The 18331-nt window shown below is 43.4% G+C and carries 15 protein-coding genes and 1 pseudogene; 13 read left to right on the plus strand and 3 right to left on the minus strand.

What is annotated here, in order from left to right:
• Positions 1-38: 38 nt before the first annotated feature.
• The 6 genes from EAE89_RS01525 (at position 39) to EAE89_RS01550 (ending at position 8921) form a co-directional block, all read left to right on the plus strand.
• Positions 39-5165, plus strand: coding sequence for a type I polyketide synthase (locus EAE89_RS01525; RefSeq protein ID WP_214085259.1), 5127 nt, complete (start codon positions 39-41; stop codon positions 5163-5165).
• A gap of 326 nt (positions 5166-5491) precedes the next feature.
• Positions 5492-6490 (plus strand): class I SAM-dependent methyltransferase, encoded by a 999-nt coding sequence (locus EAE89_RS01530; protein WP_054475211.1) that lies wholly within the window; start codon positions 5492-5494, stop codon positions 6488-6490.
• A 32-nt stretch (positions 6491-6522) separates the two neighbouring features.
• Complete coding sequence (locus EAE89_RS01535; RefSeq protein WP_054475209.1) at positions 6523-6897, plus strand: pyridoxal-phosphate dependent enzyme; 375 nt, start codon at positions 6523-6525, stop codon at positions 6895-6897.
• A 99-nt stretch (positions 6898-6996) separates the two neighbouring features.
• Positions 6997-7911, plus strand: a complete 915-nt coding sequence (locus tag EAE89_RS01540; RefSeq protein WP_214085260.1) for a DMT family transporter — start codon at positions 6997-6999, stop codon at positions 7909-7911.
• A 73-nt stretch (positions 7912-7984) separates the two neighbouring features.
• Positions 7985-8272 carry a 2OG-Fe(II) oxygenase gene (locus EAE89_RS01545; protein ID WP_149616385.1) on the plus strand — a complete coding sequence of 96 codons (288 nt, stop codon included), beginning with the start codon at positions 7985-7987 and terminating at the stop codon, positions 8270-8272.
• Position 8273: 1 nt separating this feature from the next.
• Positions 8274-8921, plus strand: a complete 648-nt coding sequence (locus EAE89_RS01550; protein WP_054475201.1) for a LysE family translocator — start codon at positions 8274-8276, stop codon at positions 8919-8921.
• 64 nt (positions 8922-8985) lie between these two features.
• Here EAE89_RS01550 and EAE89_RS01555 read toward each other — a convergent pair whose 3' ends face one another.
• Both EAE89_RS01555 and ygfZ read right to left on the minus strand, forming a co-directional pair.
• Positions 8986-9591, minus strand: coding sequence for an HD domain-containing protein (locus tag EAE89_RS01555; RefSeq protein WP_054475200.1), 606 nt, complete (start codon positions 9589-9591; stop codon positions 8986-8988).
• Positions 9592-9605: 14 nt separating this feature from the next.
• The gene (gene ygfZ, locus EAE89_RS01560; protein ID WP_214085261.1) at positions 9606-10595 is read right to left on the minus strand and encodes a tRNA-modifying protein YgfZ; all 990 of its coding nucleotides are present in this window, start codon (positions 10593-10595) and stop codon (positions 9606-9608) included.
• Between the two features lie 177 nt (positions 10596-10772).
• Between ygfZ and sdhE the strand changes: the two genes are divergently transcribed.
• Together sdhE and EAE89_RS01570 are read left to right on the plus strand one after the other, a co-directional pair.
• Positions 10773-11039 carry an FAD assembly factor SdhE gene (sdhE, locus tag EAE89_RS01565; protein WP_054475288.1) on the plus strand — a complete coding sequence of 89 codons (267 nt, stop codon included), beginning with the start codon at positions 10773-10775 and terminating at the stop codon, positions 11037-11039.
• Positions 11020-11436: a protein YgfX gene (locus EAE89_RS01570; RefSeq protein ID WP_214085262.1), complete on the plus strand. Its 417-nt coding sequence runs from the start codon at positions 11020-11022 to the stop codon at positions 11434-11436. The genes sdhE and EAE89_RS01570 overlap by 20 nt, the downstream gene beginning before the upstream one ends.
• A 21-nt stretch (positions 11437-11457) precedes the next feature.
• On the opposite strand, the gene fldB is transcribed toward EAE89_RS01570, so the two are convergent.
• Positions 11458-11976, minus strand: a complete 519-nt coding sequence (fldB, locus tag EAE89_RS01575; RefSeq protein WP_214085263.1) for a flavodoxin FldB — start codon at positions 11974-11976, stop codon at positions 11458-11460.
• A 107-nt stretch (positions 11977-12083) separates the two neighbouring features.
• Here fldB and xerD point away from each other — a divergent pair, with 107 nt between their 5' ends.
• The 5 genes and pseudogenes from xerD (at position 12084) to prfB (ending at position 18329) form a co-directional block, all read left to right on the plus strand.
• Entirely contained in the window at positions 12084-12995 is a 912-nt protein-coding gene (xerD, locus tag EAE89_RS01580) for a site-specific tyrosine recombinase XerD (RefSeq protein WP_054475192.1), read from the plus strand.
• Positions 12996-13018: 23 nt separating this feature from the next.
• Entirely contained in the window at positions 13019-13720 is a 702-nt protein-coding gene (dsbC, locus tag EAE89_RS01585) for a bifunctional protein-disulfide isomerase/oxidoreductase DsbC (protein ID WP_054475287.1), read from the plus strand.
• A gap of 5 nt (positions 13721-13725) precedes the next feature.
• Positions 13726-15459: a single-stranded-DNA-specific exonuclease RecJ gene (gene recJ, locus EAE89_RS01590; RefSeq protein ID WP_054475190.1), complete on the plus strand. Its 1734-nt coding sequence runs from the start codon at positions 13726-13728 to the stop codon at positions 15457-15459.
• Between the two features lie 518 nt (positions 15460-15977).
• A pseudogene (locus tag EAE89_RS23420) lies at positions 15978-16151 on the plus strand (DUF6392 family protein); the annotation flags it as partial.
• Between the two features lie 1079 nt (positions 16152-17230).
• Positions 17231-18329 (plus strand): peptide chain release factor 2 gene (prfB, locus tag EAE89_RS01595; protein WP_110882716.1). Its coding sequence is split into 2 segments (ribosomal slippage): positions 17231-17305 and positions 17307-18329, totalling 1098 coding nucleotides; the frame shifts between segments, so codons are not numbered across the junction.
• Positions 18330-18331: the final 2 nt, after the last annotated feature.

The raw sequence follows: 18331 nt of genomic DNA on the forward strand, positions 1-18331 counted from the left end.
GACTAATCGGAGTAAAGAATACCACTATGGATATCAATATGATGAGAAGCGACAATATGCCGATTGCCATTATCGGTATGGCTTGCCGTTTCCCGGGAGGGGTTAGCTCTCCAGAGGAATTCTGGCAGCTGTTGTGTGGTTCAAGTGACGCAATTACCCCAGTTCCCCCAGAACGCTGGTCAACTCAGGCTTATAGTTCCCGAGATCGCAATTTGCCGGGGAGAATGGTAGCGCGAGAAGGCGGATTTATCGCTGATGTTACTGGCTTCGATGCAGCGGTGTTTGATATTAGTAATACAGAAGCGCCTTTTATCGATCCACAGCATCGTCTGATGTTACAGGTAACATGGGAAACGTTGGAACGGGCGAGAATATCGCCAAAATCGTTGGCGGGTCAGGCGGTTGGTGTCTATATCGGTGCCTTCACTCATGATTATATGCACCTGCAATTTACTGATTTGCGTCAGACTACCGGTTATACCTCAACCGGTGCAATGGGAACCATGTTGTCAAACCGGATATCCCATGCGTTTGATTTTCAGGGGCCGTCCCTGACCATTGATAGCGCCTGTTCATCGTCCCTGTTAGCGGTCCATTTGGCTTGTGAAAGTTTGCGGCGCGGAGAATCACAACTGGCGCTGGCGGGTGGCAGCCAGTTAATGCTGATGCCTGATTTTTCGGTAGTGGAAAGCCGTACCGGTTTTCTATCATTCACTAACCGCTGTCATAGTTTTTCCGCTAACGCTGATGGTTATGTGCGTAGCGAAGGGGTAGGCGCTGTTTTGCTGAAACCGTTGCATGCGGCTTTACAGGATGGCGATCCCGTTCTGGCGGTGATCCACGGTTCAGCGGCCAATCAAGATGGCCGCACGCCCACGATTACCCAGCCAAGTAGTGCGGCACAACAACGAGTAATTCGGATGGCCTGTGCTCAGGCGGGGGTTTCCCCAGAAGAGATTGATTATATTGAGGCGCATGGTACCGGGACCGCAGTAGGCGATCCGATAGAGGCGGAAGCGCTGGGACTGGTATGTCGGCCAGATCCGACAGACCGTCCATTGTTGATTGGCGCGTGTAAATCCGTGATTGGTCATACAGAAGCCGCGGCAGGCATTGCTGGATTAATTAAAGCGGTATTGTGTTTACAACGGGGACAGGTACCGGGCAATTTACATGCCGATCCGCCTAACCGTTACATTCGTTTTACTGAATTGGGATTGCAAGTTCCACGGCAGTTAACCCCACTGCCCGAAGGAAAAGTGATAGCTGGGGTGAATTCCTTTGGTTTTGGTGGAACGAATGTTCATGTGGTGTTAAGCAATAACCCAGAGTCTTCCGTACAACTTCGGACGACGCAAGGGCAAGCTTTCATGCTGCCATTATCTGCGCAGTCTGAGTTTTCTCTAAAGCAACAAGCGCAGAGCATTGCTGATTTGCTGCAACAGCAGCCGGATATTGCTCTTGATGATTTGTGTTATAGCTTGGCGACGACTCGTCACCGCTTTCCGTTACGTAAGGGGATCACATTCAGTAACCGAGAACAGTTGCGACAGCGGTTGACTAATCTGAATATGTCGTCGGAGCAGAATAATAAAAAAGTTGATCATCTGGCTTGGGTATTTGCTGGTATTGGCAGTGAAGATTGGCAAGACTCTATCGCTTGGTTTCAGCAATTTCCTGAATTTACTGAACAATTCGAGCGTTGTGAGGCAATTTGGACGGGATTTTCTGCACCTTCCTTATATGCGGCATTGATCTCTGCCGATGAACTGATAGAGCCGCCGATGCAGTTTGCCGTGCAAATATCAATGGCTGCGCAGTTGCAGAAGTGGGGGTTCAAGCCTGCGGCGTTACTTGGACATAGTTCCGGTGAAACGGCGGCTTGTTATCTGGCGGGAATGTATGATCTGACGCAAGCACTGACACTGTTACATCAGCGTTATTATTATCTGGGACGTGTGTTGAATAAAGGCGGCGGATTATTAATCGTGGCAGCGACAGTTGAGCAGATATTGCCTCATTTGTCTGCCTCCGGTGCCGATCCTGCTGTGGTGATAGCTGGGCGTAATAGTATTGACCGTTGCTTATTGTCCGGACCTGTAAGTGGATTAACAGCTGTTGCTGAGCGCTTAAAGCAGCAGCGTATTGCCAGTAGTTGGCTCAATTATAGAATTGCTTCTCATTCCCATTATATAGAGTCAATCAGGGCTGGGTTGACTGCGGATGCGGCAACGGTTCCTGCGGCAGAACCCTTATTGCCAGTGTTTTCATCAGTCACCGGGGAGTTGATTAGTGGTAAGTTGAGTCTCGAGCACTGGGCTGACAATGTCGTCTCGCCATTCCGTTTTGACGATGCGGTAGAAAATATGCTCAAAGCGGGTTTCCACCATTTTCTGGAAATTTCACCTAAATCCCTATTGAGTGCAGGATTGAAGGATTGGAGCCAGCCTTATCGAGGGAAGGTGTTTGCTTGTCGTTCAGGGAAGAATTGGTCACAATTGTTAGGACAACTGTTTGAAGCTGGCATTGAACCGGATTGGCGGGCTTTAATGCCTACCGCTTGCCCAATGGATCTCCCCACTTACTCTTGGCATCAGCAATCTTATTGGTATGAGCCAGAGATTAGCCGTCGTCGCCGATTACGTATATTGAGCGGTGTATTATTGGGCGAAGCCCAGCCGGGTAGAGAGAGTTGGCAAGCTGGGTTAGCTGTGGAACAAGTGCCTTGGTTACTCGATCATGTTGTCATGGGAAATGCAATGTTTCCGGCTGCGGGCTATATTGAAGTCATGTTGGCGGCGGCGCGTATCTGTTTTCCAGGCGTTGGATTGGCGCTTGATAATATCGTGTTGCAATCGGCTTTACTGCTGGAGCCAGGCATAGAATTCAGGTTAAAGACACAGTTAGATCGCCAGCAAATGGAAGTGCAAATATACATTACCCGTAATCTGGATGAGAGTGCACATTACCAACTTGCAGCCAGTGCACAGGTGAACATCGTTGTACCGGGTGCGACTACTTGTGCTATTCCTCCATTAGTGGCAAATGATCGCTATCCTTGCATATGGAACCAAGAGATGTTGTATCAGGCATTTCAACATCTGCATTTCAGCTATAGTGGTGTTTTTCGTACTCTGCGCCATGCGTTTGTTGGTAAAGAAGAAACAATCTGTGAGATTGAATTACCACCTGCACTGGAGGGAATGGATTTTCACCCAGCGGCTTTGGATGGCATCTTCCAATCATTGTTAGCGATTCAGTCTGTTGATGTTCACGCGCCAATTCCTGCTAACGAGTTCCGTATCCCGGTAAGTATTCAGCATTTGCGTATCAATGGTAAATTGTCAGGTCGGGTTCATGCTCATGCCCGAAATACTCAGCAGACAAAACAACAATGGCTTGGTGATATTGATGTCTATACTGATAGCGGTATGTTGCTTTGCCAGATCAGCGGATTTTGCGTTCAGCTTGTTGGTAATAGAAAAAACAGCTTGTCTACCAAACTGCACAATCTGGTTGTCGGCCAACCACAGTGGCGTAAACTCCCTGCTCAGCCATCGACAGAATCTATGACGCAATGGGCTATCCTTGGGGGTGAAAACGCTCTGGCAGAAGCGTTGGCTGATGAGTTGCAACGCCGTGGTGGGTGTGCCTCGTTGTATTCTGGTCAGTTCGACAATGATCAGAAAATCCAAGAATTAATTGATACTCTTCCTGTTGAAACCGAAAGAATCCTGATCCTCTGGCCGTTGCAGGCTCCGCAAATGGCTTATCCTTCGTTGATCCATTTGTGTGCAGCGTTGGCCGAACGGTCGACAAAACCACGTTTGTGGATAGTGACTCAATGTGCTCATCAAATCACTGAGCAGGATCTGCCTGATCCATTTGCCGCAGCATTATGGGGAATGATGCGTGTTATTGGTCAACAGGAAGCGACCGCACTGTGGGGCGGATTACTGGATATTGACAGCACCACGGCTCCAGCCAAATGGTGGGACGCATTGTTGACAGATGATGGCGAGGATCAATTGGCTTTGCGCCATGATCAACGTTATGTGCTACGCCTTGTGCCATTACCTGAAATACCCGCGTTACCCCCAGTGCGTTTTCGTCCAGATGGCTGCTATTTACTGACGGGTGCCTTTGGTGATATGGGGCGTCAATTGATTCCTTGGATGGTACAGCATGGTGCTCGACATTTGTTATTGATCGGGCGTCGTCGTGTCCTTGACACGGCTGATCAAGCGTTATTGGAAATGCTGAATCAACAAGGGATTGAGGCGAATTATTTGCCGATTGATCTTGGTGATGTAGAAAGAACCCACATTTGTTTGGCTGAGTATCGACAACAAACCAGCCAACCGCTGCGTGGGGTGATTCATTGTGCTGCGCATGTTGAAGATCAGGGATATCGTGAACTCAGTCCCGAGGCGTTTGATAGAGTATTTGCCGCTAAAGCATTAGCTGCCTGGACATTGCATCAAGCGTTGTCGGATGCACCTTTAGATCATTTCGTTATGTTTTCCTCGTTGGGGGCATTATTGGCTTTACCGGGTATGGCATCTTATGCAGCGGCTAATGCCATGTTGGATAGCTTGGCCTGCTTACGGCGTCAGCAAGGTTTACCTGCGTTAAGCCTTAATTGGGGGCCATGGGAAGCAGGGATTGCTTTGCGGGATAGTCGAACGCTGCCAATACTGGAAAACAGTGGCTTACAGCCATTCGGTTCAGAGGAGGGATTAGCGGTTTTAGATCGTTTGTTTGCTCGGATGGAGCCGCAACTGGTGCCGTTCTTGACGAATTGGTCAAATTTACTTTCCAGCCAGATGCGTCACCTACCGCTATTGCGTGATATTCAGCAAAAAAATGTTGTTCAGACTTTACCCATAGAAGCGGCGGTTGCAGTAAGTGATCTGGACGATGTCGTTAGCTTGCTACAGACTTTTTGTGGTGAGATTGCTGGGACGCCAGTAGAAGTATTCCATCCTGATCTACCTTTGACTAACAACGGTATTGATTCATTGAATGGTTTAATGTTGGTACAAAAAATCAATAAACAATTACGTTTGGATATTCCTCTGGAATTGTTGTTAAGTGATAAGCCGCTGGCTGAACTTGCATCATTGATTACGTATCGACTGCAAATTAAGGCAATTGCGAAGTAGAATAACCTTCGGGTTGTTTAAGCGTCATCAAATTAGAGACACGTAGTTGCGATTTAGTTTCAAGAGGAAACTTATCGGACTACGGTGTCTCTAATGTTCTATTTTGAAGGTGTTTTCTAATTGATTAAGTTTAATAAATTGATTATTGAGAAATATGAGATTGTCATTTTAACCTTTGACTATCATTTCCTGTTTTAATACTTCATGTTTGATAAATTTCATATAGTTAATAAGCGGAACTGTATAAATAATCATATTGTAATTTTGTTAAAGTTATTTGTATATTTTAATTCCACTAAATTATAAAATAACAAAGGAGTTATAAAATGAGTTATGTTGGTTATGACAGTGAAATTGGCGAGGATATTAAATTTTGTTGGGGCGATTTTTTTTCTATTTCCAGTGAACAAAAGAATCCCACTAACCTGAAAGAGCCTTTGAATATCACTGTAACTCCAAATACTTATCCGCCTAAAATTGATAATCAACGGGCCGACTGGGTCGTAACGGCTGCATTACCTGCATTCAACGCTCTTTCCCGCCAAGGACATAAAGTGAGAAATTTTGCCGCAATAGGAACTGGCGCGGGAATAGATGCACTGGTTGCAACAGAAATTTTAACGCCATCGACGCTTACAGTGACTGATCTTCATGAAGATGTAGTGAAGTTAGCGCAGAGAAACCTCCATCGCAATATCACGAAGGATGACATTAGTATCCATGCCGTGTGTGGTGATCTCTGTGAACCGCTTATGTCTTTGGGCATAAAATTTGATTTAATTTATGAAAACTTGCCCAATATTCCATTACCGGAAACTGTTCATTTACTGGAGGGTGTAAACAGTTCTACCTTTGCGATATGGGAACAGCCTGAAACGTCAACGAATGAACAAAATTATTTGCTCGAATTGCATCGCCTTTTTCTGAAACAGGCGAAACCTTTGTTGACAGAGACAGGGAAGGCCGTGTCGTGTATAGGCGCACGTGTTCCCCTTGAGTCAATGCTTTTAATGGCAAGAACGGAGGGGTATGAGCCTGAGATTATTGTTTACAACTGGAAGGAACAATCTGAGCCTTTTGATGTTATCTCGGGTTATGCCTGTAATCAGCAAAAGGGATTGGGTCCATTCTATTTTTATCCTGTCGATGCTGTCAGGGAAACGTTCGAATTTATCTCTTCAGAATATGCTGCAAAAAATGCCCAGGAAATAGAAAAACGGCTAGCACCGTATGCGATTGATGCAGAAGCGGCACTGTCTCACCTCAACCAAGGTGAGCAACTGGCCCATACTGTTGCAGTTATTGCCAGTACCCCAATGAAATAGGGGAAGATCTTAAAAAATATAAGGAGGTAAATATGTCGGTGAGTATCAGTGAGGTATCGCGTACTCCCCAATTTGTTGATACGGTTTTTGGGTGTACACCGTTGGTTGATTTGCGAAGAATAGCGAATGGAAGTGCGTTAATTCAGGCGAAACTGGAATATTTTAACCCCAGTGGCAGTATAAAAGATCGCATTGTGGCTTTCATTATCAATGATGCAGAACGGCGTGGTGTGCTCAAACCAGGAGGAACGCTGGTTGAACATACATCGGGAAACACGGGCGCAGCAGTAGCGATGATTGCCGCAGCCAGAGGCTACCGTGCTGTTCTTACCATGCCTGATAAAGTGAGCCAGGAAAAACAAGCAGCATGCAGGGAAGGGCAAGCGTATTGTGACTATCGTTCCTGATTCTGGACTCAAATATTTATCGAAATTTTACGATGATAACTGGATGAAATCGTCCGAGTACACTAAAGGCAAATAATCACATAACAACATAAGTCAGCCATGAACACAAAATACAACTCAACATTGAATATGAAAGAAAACCTTAAAATATTGCTGATGGCTATTCTATTCTCTGTACTTTGGAGTTCAGCCTTTATAGCCGGAAAGTTTGGCATTGAGTCATCACCGCCCTTGTTTTTACTAGCCATACGATTCCTGCTGGCTGGCTTGTTCATGATATTGATCATGGGGTTTATACCTAGTGTCAAAATACCCGACCGTAAACCCCGTTCGTGGCTGCTGGCATTGATATTGGGGATGTTGAACAATGTACTGTATCTTGGACTGAGTTTTTATGCGTTACAAATTCTTCCGGCGGGATTTATCGTCATTATCATCAGTACAGCCCCCATTATTACGGCTGTACTGGCACACTTTACGCTCGGGGAGCTTTTAACCAAGAAAAAACTGGCAGGTCTCATACTGAGTATTTGCGGTGTATGGCTTATTGTTCATGGGCAATTGGTTGAAGGCGATTCCACTCAGTTCCAGCTTCTGGGATTTGCGCTGGTTGGGTTAAGTACAGTTTCTATGACGTGTGGAACCATTGTTTATCGACGTTATGCCAGTGATATTTCTCCTTTTTGGATCAACACATGGTCAACGATTATCGCAGGATTCATTATGCTGGTGTTGTCCTTGCTTTTTGAAAACTTGTCAACGGTAAATTTGGACAGACGTTTCTGGATTGTATCTCTCTATCTTGCATTGGTTGTCTCTATCGGTGCTATGCTGTTGTGGTTTCACCTTATCCGTACTGCCGGTGCAAGCAAAGCCAGCGCCTGTCATTTTCTGAACCCGGTGTTTGGATTGGTACTTGCGGGGGTTTTACTGCATGAAATGCCCAGCTTTATTGGGGTCTTAGGTGTTATTCCCGTTTGTTTAGGGATAGGGTTAGTGGTTCGGAGTCGTTGATACAATTGTTTAATCTGGCTGCCTATATTAACCTGAGGTTTGCTTAAGAAGGGAACTAAGTGCCTGAGGCACGATCAAAGTTTTTGTCAAAGAAAAGCCTGAAGATGGTGGTGAACTGTATATTTGGAATAAAGAAATCTCGCCTGAGGCTTTCGATGAAATGCGTCGAGAGAGTTATGGAATAGCTCCCGCTTTACTGGGTAATCCAGATGTTGTGATTAGACCATCACCGGGTGATCTGATTTTGTTTAATTCGCGTCGTATGCATGCGGTTTCTCCGGGTAGCAGTGGCATTCGTTTAAGTTTGTCATGTTTTATCGGGTATAGGGGTATGGCAGAACCTTTGTCATTTTGGAGTTAATGTGTCCATTTTTCTACATGAGTTTTTAGAGCTAGCTTTAATCCACTTTTTAGCTGTTGTTGTTCCGGGGCCTGATTTTGCGGTCACGGTGAGACAAAGTACGAGTTTTGGTCGAAAGGCGGGGATCTATACAGCGATTGGTATTGGTGCCGGGATTTCTGTACATGTTATTTATACATTGATTGGTATTGGTACAATAATGCACGCTTTGCCTTGGTTATTGAATACCGTCAGATTGATTGGTGGTGTTTACCTGTTTTATCTGGGTGTCTGTTTTATGAGAAAAAAGGCCGACACCAGTGTGATTGCGGAAAATCAAGGTGATAATTCAGGCGTCCTGATTAATAAAAGTTTATCTCGTTCATTAATAACGGGTTTTGTTACTAATGCAACAAACCCAAAGGCGACATTATTTTTTCTAGCCATATTTACTACCGTGGTCAGCTCAAAAACACCTATGAGCATACAGATTTTTTATGGCTTCTGGATGTGTGCTGTCAATGCACTATGGTTTGTGTTTGTAAGCCTGATATTTTCAAGCATGGCAGTAAGAAATAGATTTGTCAGTTATGGACACTGGATTGAAAGGATAATGGGACTACTCCTGATTTTCTTTTCTGTAAGATTATTATTTTGGTGGGATAATTAACTCTATAAAGTATTTCTCCCCGGTTACAGAGTTATCTATGCTCCCGGGGATTCGTTCCCTTAAGTTATTTTAACCAGCCTTTAGCTTGAGCCGCTTCCAGTTGGGGTAACAAGTATTGCCAGAATTCAGGATAAACATCGGCAATAAATTTATTGCGGTTAATCACCTGTTCCAGGCGAATATCATTTTCTACCCAGCTCTGGCCTTTATTATGCAAATTCATCAGAACGGGCATCAGTCTGTCCAGCATTTTAGCAAAACGGGCATCCTGACTTTCTCCTGTTTCATACTCCTGCCACAGCGACATAAAGTGATTTTTCTGAGGTTCGGGTAATAAACCAAAAAGACGGTTGGCGGCTTTAACTTCTTGCTCATGAATGGCTTCACGGGCAGCTAAATCGTAAACCATCACATCACCAGCATCAATTTCTACAATATCGTGAATTAATGCCATCTGGATAACTCGCTGAGTATTTACCCCTTTCATATAAGGCGCAAAACTCATTACAGCAATAGCGAAATGCCAGCTATGTTCTGCGGAATTTTCCTGACGCTGGTTATCCAATAACTTAGTCCGCCGTTGAACGTTCTTCAGCTTATCCAATTCCATCAAAAAACCAATTACATCAGTAAAAGGGCCAAAATCAACGGCAGGTACTGCTAATGACATATAAACCTCATTAATTATTTTTCTTCATCGAGAGAATAAGGCAGAGGCTGAATAGTGAGTGAATGTCCTTCATCGTCACGGATACGGAATACACTATTGCTTTCCATATCATTATTCATGATGACTTGTACCCAGACACTATTATCATTCAGCTTCACGGCAGCTAAAACGGTACCCGTTCTCCGCCACTTATCTCCCAGTTGCCATTCCAGATCATCTCCGGCGACAGGAATTTTGGCCGCACTGCCAGCCAACCAATACATTGCCCGTTTATTTGCTCCACGGTATTTAGCACGGGCCACCATTTCTTGACCGGTATAACACCCTTTTTTAAAACATATTCCGCCTTCCAGTGCCTGAAGGTTAGTTGCTTGTGGAATAAACTGTGCACTGTTTACAGCGTCAATAACCGGGAAGCCGGCGGCAATATCCAATGCCAGCCACTGTTCGCTATTATTAAACTGAGCCTGGAGTTTTTCTGTTAACTGCTCAGCAGTTGCTGGGTCGGTAATCAACATGAAACGCTCAGATGGCAGGGCAAAATGGAGCAAAGTTGTCGTTTCATGTTCAGTAACAGCATTATCAGCATCGGGTAGTGTTGGGAAAATATTATTCAGTGCCTCACGGCAGCCTTTACCTGCAACACCTAGCAACGCTACATTTTCATCCTGAACTAGCGTAGTTTTAGAGAATACCGCATATTTTTTCAGTTCTGTAAGCTGGTTTTCCAGCACGCTGCGACGCTCAATATAAGCAAGACTTTCACCACGATGAAAGAGGCGTAGATTACTCCACATTTTACCTTTTGCATCACAATGTGCACTAAGCACGTGTTGATTCGCTGCCAGTGCGAAAATATCTGCTGTAACCTGACTTTGCAGATACTTTTCTGTATCCGGCCCGGTTGCTGTTACCAGGCCCCAGTCATCCAGAGAGATTAAAGTCAGGGGAAGGGTTGATGAAGACAATGGAGATTGTGAAGAAAATGGAGTTTTATAAGCCATGATACATCCTGCCAATCAGATATTTGAGCCAATGATGTATCAATGGTAAAAGAGCTGAAGCACAATGCAAGTAGTTATTATTGCTATTAGCTGGCATGATGCATGAGTTTGCTGGGCGACTTACTGGCTAATGGATTTAACATAGATAATGAGAATAAAAAAGGGGATTGTTTGAACATGGATATTGATAATAAAGCACGTATACATTGGGCATGTCGGCGTGGAATGCGTGAGCTTGATATTTCAATCATGCCGTTTTTTAGGTATGAATATGACTCACTTAGTGATGATGATAAACGGCTTTTTATTCGTTTACTCGAATGCGCTGATCCTGACCTGTTTAACTGGCTAATGAATCATGGGCGTCCGGAAGATGAAGAGTTATTCCGTATGATTAAACTTATTCAGAATAGAAATAAAGATCGTGGTCCTGTGGAAATGTAATCTCAGGGTATCTTGGAATACCCAGCTGATTTCTACCTGTATCCATGGTGCGATAGCATTTATCATATTGCTTGCTCCATGGCCTACGGATGACGCTATTTTCTGGATTTTCTGGCTTCCTTTGGTATTGTTGATTATTGCCAGTTGGGGGCGTAGCCAGAAAAATATCCGAAAATCACAGGGGCTTTTAGTTCTGCTCAATGATAATAGGCTGCAATGGAAGAAACATGAGTGGCAAATTATCCGGCAGCCGTGGCTATGTCGCTATGGAATATTGATCACAGCTCAATCTTTGTATAATCAGAAAAAAATCCGTTTATGGATAGCATCCGACAGCATGCCACAAGATGAATGGCGTAATATCAATCAATTGTTGTTGCAATATCTTGATATTTGATTGCGCTGAAATTTTCCTGATTTAAAGTAGGGACTCCAATTCTTGCAGGATTTGCATACACCATTGTGATAAACGCTCATCGGTTTGCTCATACTGGTTGACATCATCCAAAGCCAGCCCGACAAATTGTGAACCATTATCCGTTAATGGTTTCGGGCTGGTAAACTCATAACCTTCTGTCGGCCAGAAGCCAATAAAGTGCACACCTGAAGGGAGTAGATGGTGATATAGCATACCGAGAGCATCAAGGAACCATTCGCCATAATCAATCTGATCACCCATACCATACATGGCAATGATTTTTCCCTGTAAATTGAGGGCAGGAATGTGATCCCAAATAGCCAGCCAGTCTTCCTGTAATTCACCAAAATCCCATGTTGGGATGCCGAGGATCAGTACCGAATATTCTTCCATTAATTCAGGTACTGTTTCTTTGATATTGTGGAGATCAATTAAATCTTCACCGAGTATATCGCGGATTTTCTCTGCTACCATTTCGGTGTAACAGGTGCTGGAACCGTAAAAAAGACCAATTTTCATCGTTAATTATTATGGTTTTTGAACATTAGGGCAGGCATTGTAACAGAATAATTGCTTTTTCAGGCATAATAGCCAACATAGATTTGCAAATTTAAGGAAAGAGTTTCGTGTCAGAAAAGCAGACTCAGTTGATAAATCCATTGATAGAACAATTTCTTGATGCTATCTGGTTGGAACATGATCTTGCGGAAAATACACTTGTTTCTTACCGGTTGGATTTACAAGCATTGGATAACTGGCTGGTTCATTACGGTCATGATTTATTATCTGTCCAATCGATTGATTTGCAATCTTTTCTGGCAGAACGCGTAGATGGAGGATATAAAGCCAGTAGCTCAGCGCGTTTACTCAGTGCTATGCGTCAATTGTTCCAGTATTTTTACCGGGAAAAAATGCGGACCGATGATCCAACTGCGCTTTTATCTGCACCGAAGTTACCTAAGCGATTACCTAAAGATTTAAGTGAAAAGCAGGTAGAAGCTTTGCTTAATGCGCCTCGGACAGATCAGCCCTTAGAACTGAGAGATAAAGCGATGCTTGAGGTGCTTTATGCTTGTGGTTTACGGGTATCTGAATTAGTGGGATTGACACTTTCCGATGTCAGTCTACGTCAGGGGGTGGTGAGAGTCATTGGTAAAGGAAATAAAGAACGGCTGGTGCCTTTAGGAGAAGAGGCAATTTATTGGCTGGAGAATTACATGGAATACGGGAGAAACGAGTTGCTGAATGGTGCAACGTTGGATGTAATTTTTCCCAGCAACCGGGGGCAACAAATGACCCGACAGACTTTCTGGCACCGGATTAAACATTATGCCGTACTGGCCGGAATTGATACTGAACGGCTATCTCCCCATGTTTTGCGGCATGCATTTGCAACGCATTTGCTTAATCATGGTGCTGACTTACGAGTTGTGCAGATGTTACTGGGGCATAGCGATCTATCCACAACACAAATATATACTCATGTAGCAACAGAACGACTCAGATTGCTACATCAACAACATCATCCGCGTGGGTGAGCATGGATTTAAAGGAACTGAAAATGAAAAAAAGCGTCTTATATTTTTCTCTTTTGCTGGCCTTGTTTAGCAGAAATGTACTTGCTGATGATGGCGCTGTTCATGGAACGATGCAAAAATTGGGGATTAAGGTAGAAAGTATCAAACCATCACCTATTGTTGGTTTAAATACGATAGTGACCGAGCAAGGTATCATTTATCTATCTGATGACGGTAAATATTTATTGCAAGGGCCAATTTACGACGTCAGTGGTAGTTCTCCTGTGAATGTCAGTAATCAATTGTTGATGAAAAAGCTGGAAGCAATGAAAGACCAGATGATTATCTACAAAGCGCCAGAAGAGAAACATGTTGTGACTGTTTTCACGGATATTACATGTGGTTACTGCCATAAGCTGCATGAAAATATGCAGGAATACAATAAACTCGGGATTACTGTTCGCTATTTGGCATTCCCTCGTCAGGGCATGCAGAATAAGTTTGCTGAAGAGATGCAATCTATCTGGTGTAGTGCAACGCCACAGAAATCGCTGGATGCGGCGTTTAAAGGTAATGATATTTCGCCAATCAAGGGCTGTAAGGTGGATATCGCTAACCATTATAAACTGGGTCTCCAGTTTGGCGTGCAGGGAACGCCTGCGATTATCCTTAAAGATGGCAATTTGTTAGGTGGATACATGCCACCAGAAGCTTTGGCAAAGGCATTAGATCAGCGTGGTAAATAAGTTTAGTGAATATTGAAACACAACTCCGCCGCCGCCCGGCGGTGGATGACAGTTACCTTCCACCACAGATTCATCCGTTACTGCGTCGTTTATATGCCATTCGGGGTATCCAGCAAGCTAATGAATTGGATCGCAGTGTTCAGGGATTGCTCAATTATCAGCATCTGAGTGGTGTGGAACAGGCGGTATCGCTATTACTGGCAGCGTTGCATGAACATTGGCGTATCGTTATTGTTGGCGATTTCGATGCTGACGGTGCAACCAGTACGGCGCTGGCGCTCCGAGCATTACGGGCAATGGGATATCGTAATCTGGATTATCTGGTGCCAAATCGTTTTGAAGATGGTTATGGCTTAAGTCCACAGGTGGTAGAGGAAGTCGTCAAAAAAGGCGCAGATCTTATTATTACCGTGGATAATGGCATCTCTTCTCATGATGGAGTCATGGCTGCTCATCAGCACCAGATGAAAGTCATTGTGACAGACCATCACTTACCGGGTGAGATTCTGCCAGCCGCTGATGCCATTATTAACCCCAATCTGTCTGATTGTTCGTTTCCGTCTAAATCATTAGCGGGAGTGGGTGTCACATTTTATTTGATGTCTGCTTTGAGAGCGGCGCTGAGAAAAGAGCAATGGTTTGAAAAACAGGGCGTTGCTCTGCCGAATTTGGCTGAAATGCTGGATTTAGTTGCGTTGGGAACCGTTGCTGATGTTGTGCCTTTGGATACCAACAACCGGATTCTGGTTTATCAGGGGTTGAATCGCATTCGTGCCGGGCGTTGCTGCGCGGGGATTCGTGCATTACTGGAAGTTTCCAAACGTGAAGCTCATAAACTGACCGCTAGCGATTTGGGCTTTTTTCTGGGGCCAAGATTGAATGCGGCGGGGCGTCTGGATGACATGTCTATTGGCGTCGCTTTATTGCTAACTGATGATATGGCAAAAGCGCGTCAGATAGCTTGCGAATTGGATGGACTTAATCATACCCGTCGTGAAATAGAACAGGGAATGCAGCAAGAAGCACTGCAAATTTGTGACAAACTTGAACGTACCAGTACGGAACTACCCTATGGACTGGCGCTCTATCATCCAGAATGGCATCAGGGAGTGGTGGGAATTCTGGCCTCCCGAATTAAAGAACGTTTTCACCGGCCTGTTATCGCTTTTGCACCGGCGGGTGACGGTATTTTAAAAGGTTCTGGCCGTTCAGTTCTGGGGCTGCATATGCGTGATGCCCTTGAGCGGCTTGATACTTTAAATCCAGGACTCATACTTAAATTTGGTGGTCATGCAATGGCTGCTGGTCTGTCACTTGAACAGGATAAATTTGAACAATTCCAGCATCACTTTTCTGCTCTGATGGCAGATTGGTTGGATATTTCGCAACTTGAAGGTGTTATCTGGAGTGATGGTGAGTTGGCGATTGGTGAACTGACCCTGGAGATTGCTGAAATGTTGCGTGATGGTGGTCCCTGGGGGCAAGCCTTCCCGGAACCTGTTTTTGACGGTAAATTCAAGCTACATCAACAGCGCATTGTCGGAGAACGCCATTTAAAAGTGATCGTAGAACCATTAAATGGTGGACCGATGTTGGATGGTATCGCATTCAATATCGATCCAACTTGCTGGCCGGATAACAGTGTCCGTGAAGTGGAACTTGCTTATAAACTGGATGTTAATGAGTTTAGAGGCAATCGTGATGTACAACTTTTGATCCAGCATCTTTGGCCTTATTAACGTAAATGATGAAAAGGGTTTTTCCAATCCTTTTCATCACAACCAAGTATTGAACAAGGCACGTGAAGAACTACATCGCCTTAATAAAGATCAAGGGTGGTATAAATAATGATATATGCTGTAGAAGTAGTTAAAAATTTGGGACAAACAGCAGAGCAACTAATTGAAAAACAGATTATTCCAGCTAATAAGTTTGAATATTTTTTGAAGGAGATGATGAGTTTTTTTGTAAACCAGAGTCCGGTCTGAGGTTAACTTTTCACAATGTTTCAAGGAGACTGCGTTCAGTGGAATTTGTATTAATCAATGTTTATGATAACAATAATTCATATAACGGCGATATGCCTCCTCTATTTTTAAACTCAATGGATAAAACAACCGTTAGAACACTCTCATGGGGGAACCTGATTTAGAGGTTAGATATGAATAAACAGGTTAGATAAATAATGGCGATCAATATTGAAGATTTAATTAATAGCTTAGGAAGAGATTATAAAGATATTTTTAATTAAAGACTAATTCCTTATAAAACAAAGCCCCACAGGTTTCCTAGTGATAAGATGATATATCTGTATATGGCAAGAGAAGGAGTTTTTTTATCTTTTTTGGATAAAATATGGCGCGATATTGAATCGCTACCGATGATGGAAGAGAAGGATTTTCGTGATTATATTCTGGTACTTCTTATTCCTGTAACGATTATTTAACTGATTTAAGACAAAGTTTACTTAAAATTGAAAACATTAATAAAATCATTTCATTTTTGAAAATACATTTTTGATTAAATAATTGATATTCTTATTTGTTATTTTCCACAAAAAGGGATATAAACATTAATAGAGTTAATTTTTTCTGATAATTATATAATAGGCCAGTTTTAAAATCCATGGTATTAATCCCCGATTTTAATTGGGGTGAGATTTTAACTATTTTTAATGTCTAATTTGGGGCGGGTTTAATCATCATGGCATATCGTAGTTTTACGTTTAATAAACGTTAATTATCGTCGATTTTATTTTTACTGGCGCTATTGAGACTGTAATTTTGAATGGTTTTAACAAGGCATCAATAGCGGAGAGAAAGTGTTTAAATACCAGTCCATTCGGTTTTACACTGATGGATTTTTACTTTTTACTTTTTACTAATGATTAATGGGCTTCGATGAAGTGTAGTTAATTATTTTCCTGAAAAACGTATTTGTTGAATTAACTTTGTTTTTTATACCCAATAGATTTCAAGATGCATCGCGACGGCAAGGGAGCGAATCCCCGGGAGCATAGATAACTATGTGACTGGGGTGAGTGAGTGCAGCCAACAAAGAGGCAACTTGAAAGATAACAGGTATATATAAAAATTTTACTATCCCTGCATTTGTGCTTTTAAATGGTTATGGCGGATTAGGTAAATGTAAAATAAACAAAGGGATAACATCGTCGATAAATTATTAAATATGGCAGTGAATAAGACGCTTTTAGCCATGCTGTATCTATCGGGGAGCTGGGCGTGGTTGATTCTCTGCAATTATCAGAGAGTGTAGAATCTAGACTGATGTAAAATCGCCAGCCAGACCGTTTTGTGCTGTGCAAGCTCAACGGGAAACTTACTTAATTATCGAGAATCAAGATGATGCATGAGCATTTCCATAAACTGGCAGCAATGAATACGTGACAAATCGGTTGAAATGCTATAAACCCTTTGCCAAATCCGCTACAATGCGCGGTTCGAAAAACATCCCGTTTATTTACGACTACACAACGTAAGACACTAAAATATGTTTGAAATTAATCCGGTAAAAAACCACATTCAGGACCTGTCTGAACGGACAACGGTTCTGAGGGGGTATCTTTGACTACGATGTCAAAAAAGAACGCTTAGAAGAAGTTAATGCCGAACTGGAACAACCTGATGTCTGGAATGAACCTGAACGGGCACAGGCTTTGGGTAAAGAACGCTCCTCACTGGAAGAGATTGTTGAGACCATTGATCAGCTTGAGCAAGGTCTGGAAGATGTACAGGGTTTGTTGGAATTGGCCGTAGAAGCTGACGATGAAGAGACTTTCCATGAAGCGGTGGCGGAATTGGAGCAGCTTGAAGGCAAATTGGGTCAATTAGAATTCCGCCGTATGTTCTCTGGTGAGTATGACAGTGCTAACTGTTATCTTGATTTGCAGGCAGGTTCTGGCGGTACTGAAGCTCAGGATTGGGCAAGTATGCTGATGCGTATGTATCTGCGCTGGGCTGAATCCAAAGGTTTTAAAACAGAAATCATTGAAGAATCGGATGGTGAAGTTGCCGGGTTGAAATCAGCGACTATTAGAATCATAGGTGATTATGCTTATGGTTGGTTGCGTACTGAAACCGGTGTTCACCGTTTGGTCCGCAAGAGTCCATTTGATTCTGGTGGTCGTCGTCATACCTCATTCAGCTCTGCGTTCATCTATCCTGAAGTTGATGATGATATTGATATTGAAATTAACCCGGCAGACTTACGTATTGACGTTTATCGCGCATCAGGTGCAGGTGGACAGCACGTTAACAAAACAGAATCTGCGGTGCGTATTACCCATATTCCAACTAACATTGTGACTCAGTGTCAGAATGACCGTTCCCAGCATAAAAACAAAGACCAGGCAATGAAACAGCTGAAAGCGAAGCTGTATGAACTGGAAATGCAGAAGAAGAATGCTAACAGGCAGGAAATGGAAGAGAACAAATCTGATATTGGCTGGGGCAGCCAAATCCGTTCTTATGTTCTGGATGATTCACGCATCAAAGACTTGCGCACCGGTGTTGAAACTCGCAATACTCAATCTGTGCTGGATGGCGATCTGGATAAATTCATTGAAGCAAGCCTTAAAGCTGGCTTATGAGG

The sequence above is a fragment of the Photorhabdus heterorhabditis genome (assembly GCF_018448905.1).
Lineage (GTDB): Bacteria > Pseudomonadota > Gammaproteobacteria > Enterobacterales > Enterobacteriaceae > Photorhabdus > Photorhabdus heterorhabditis.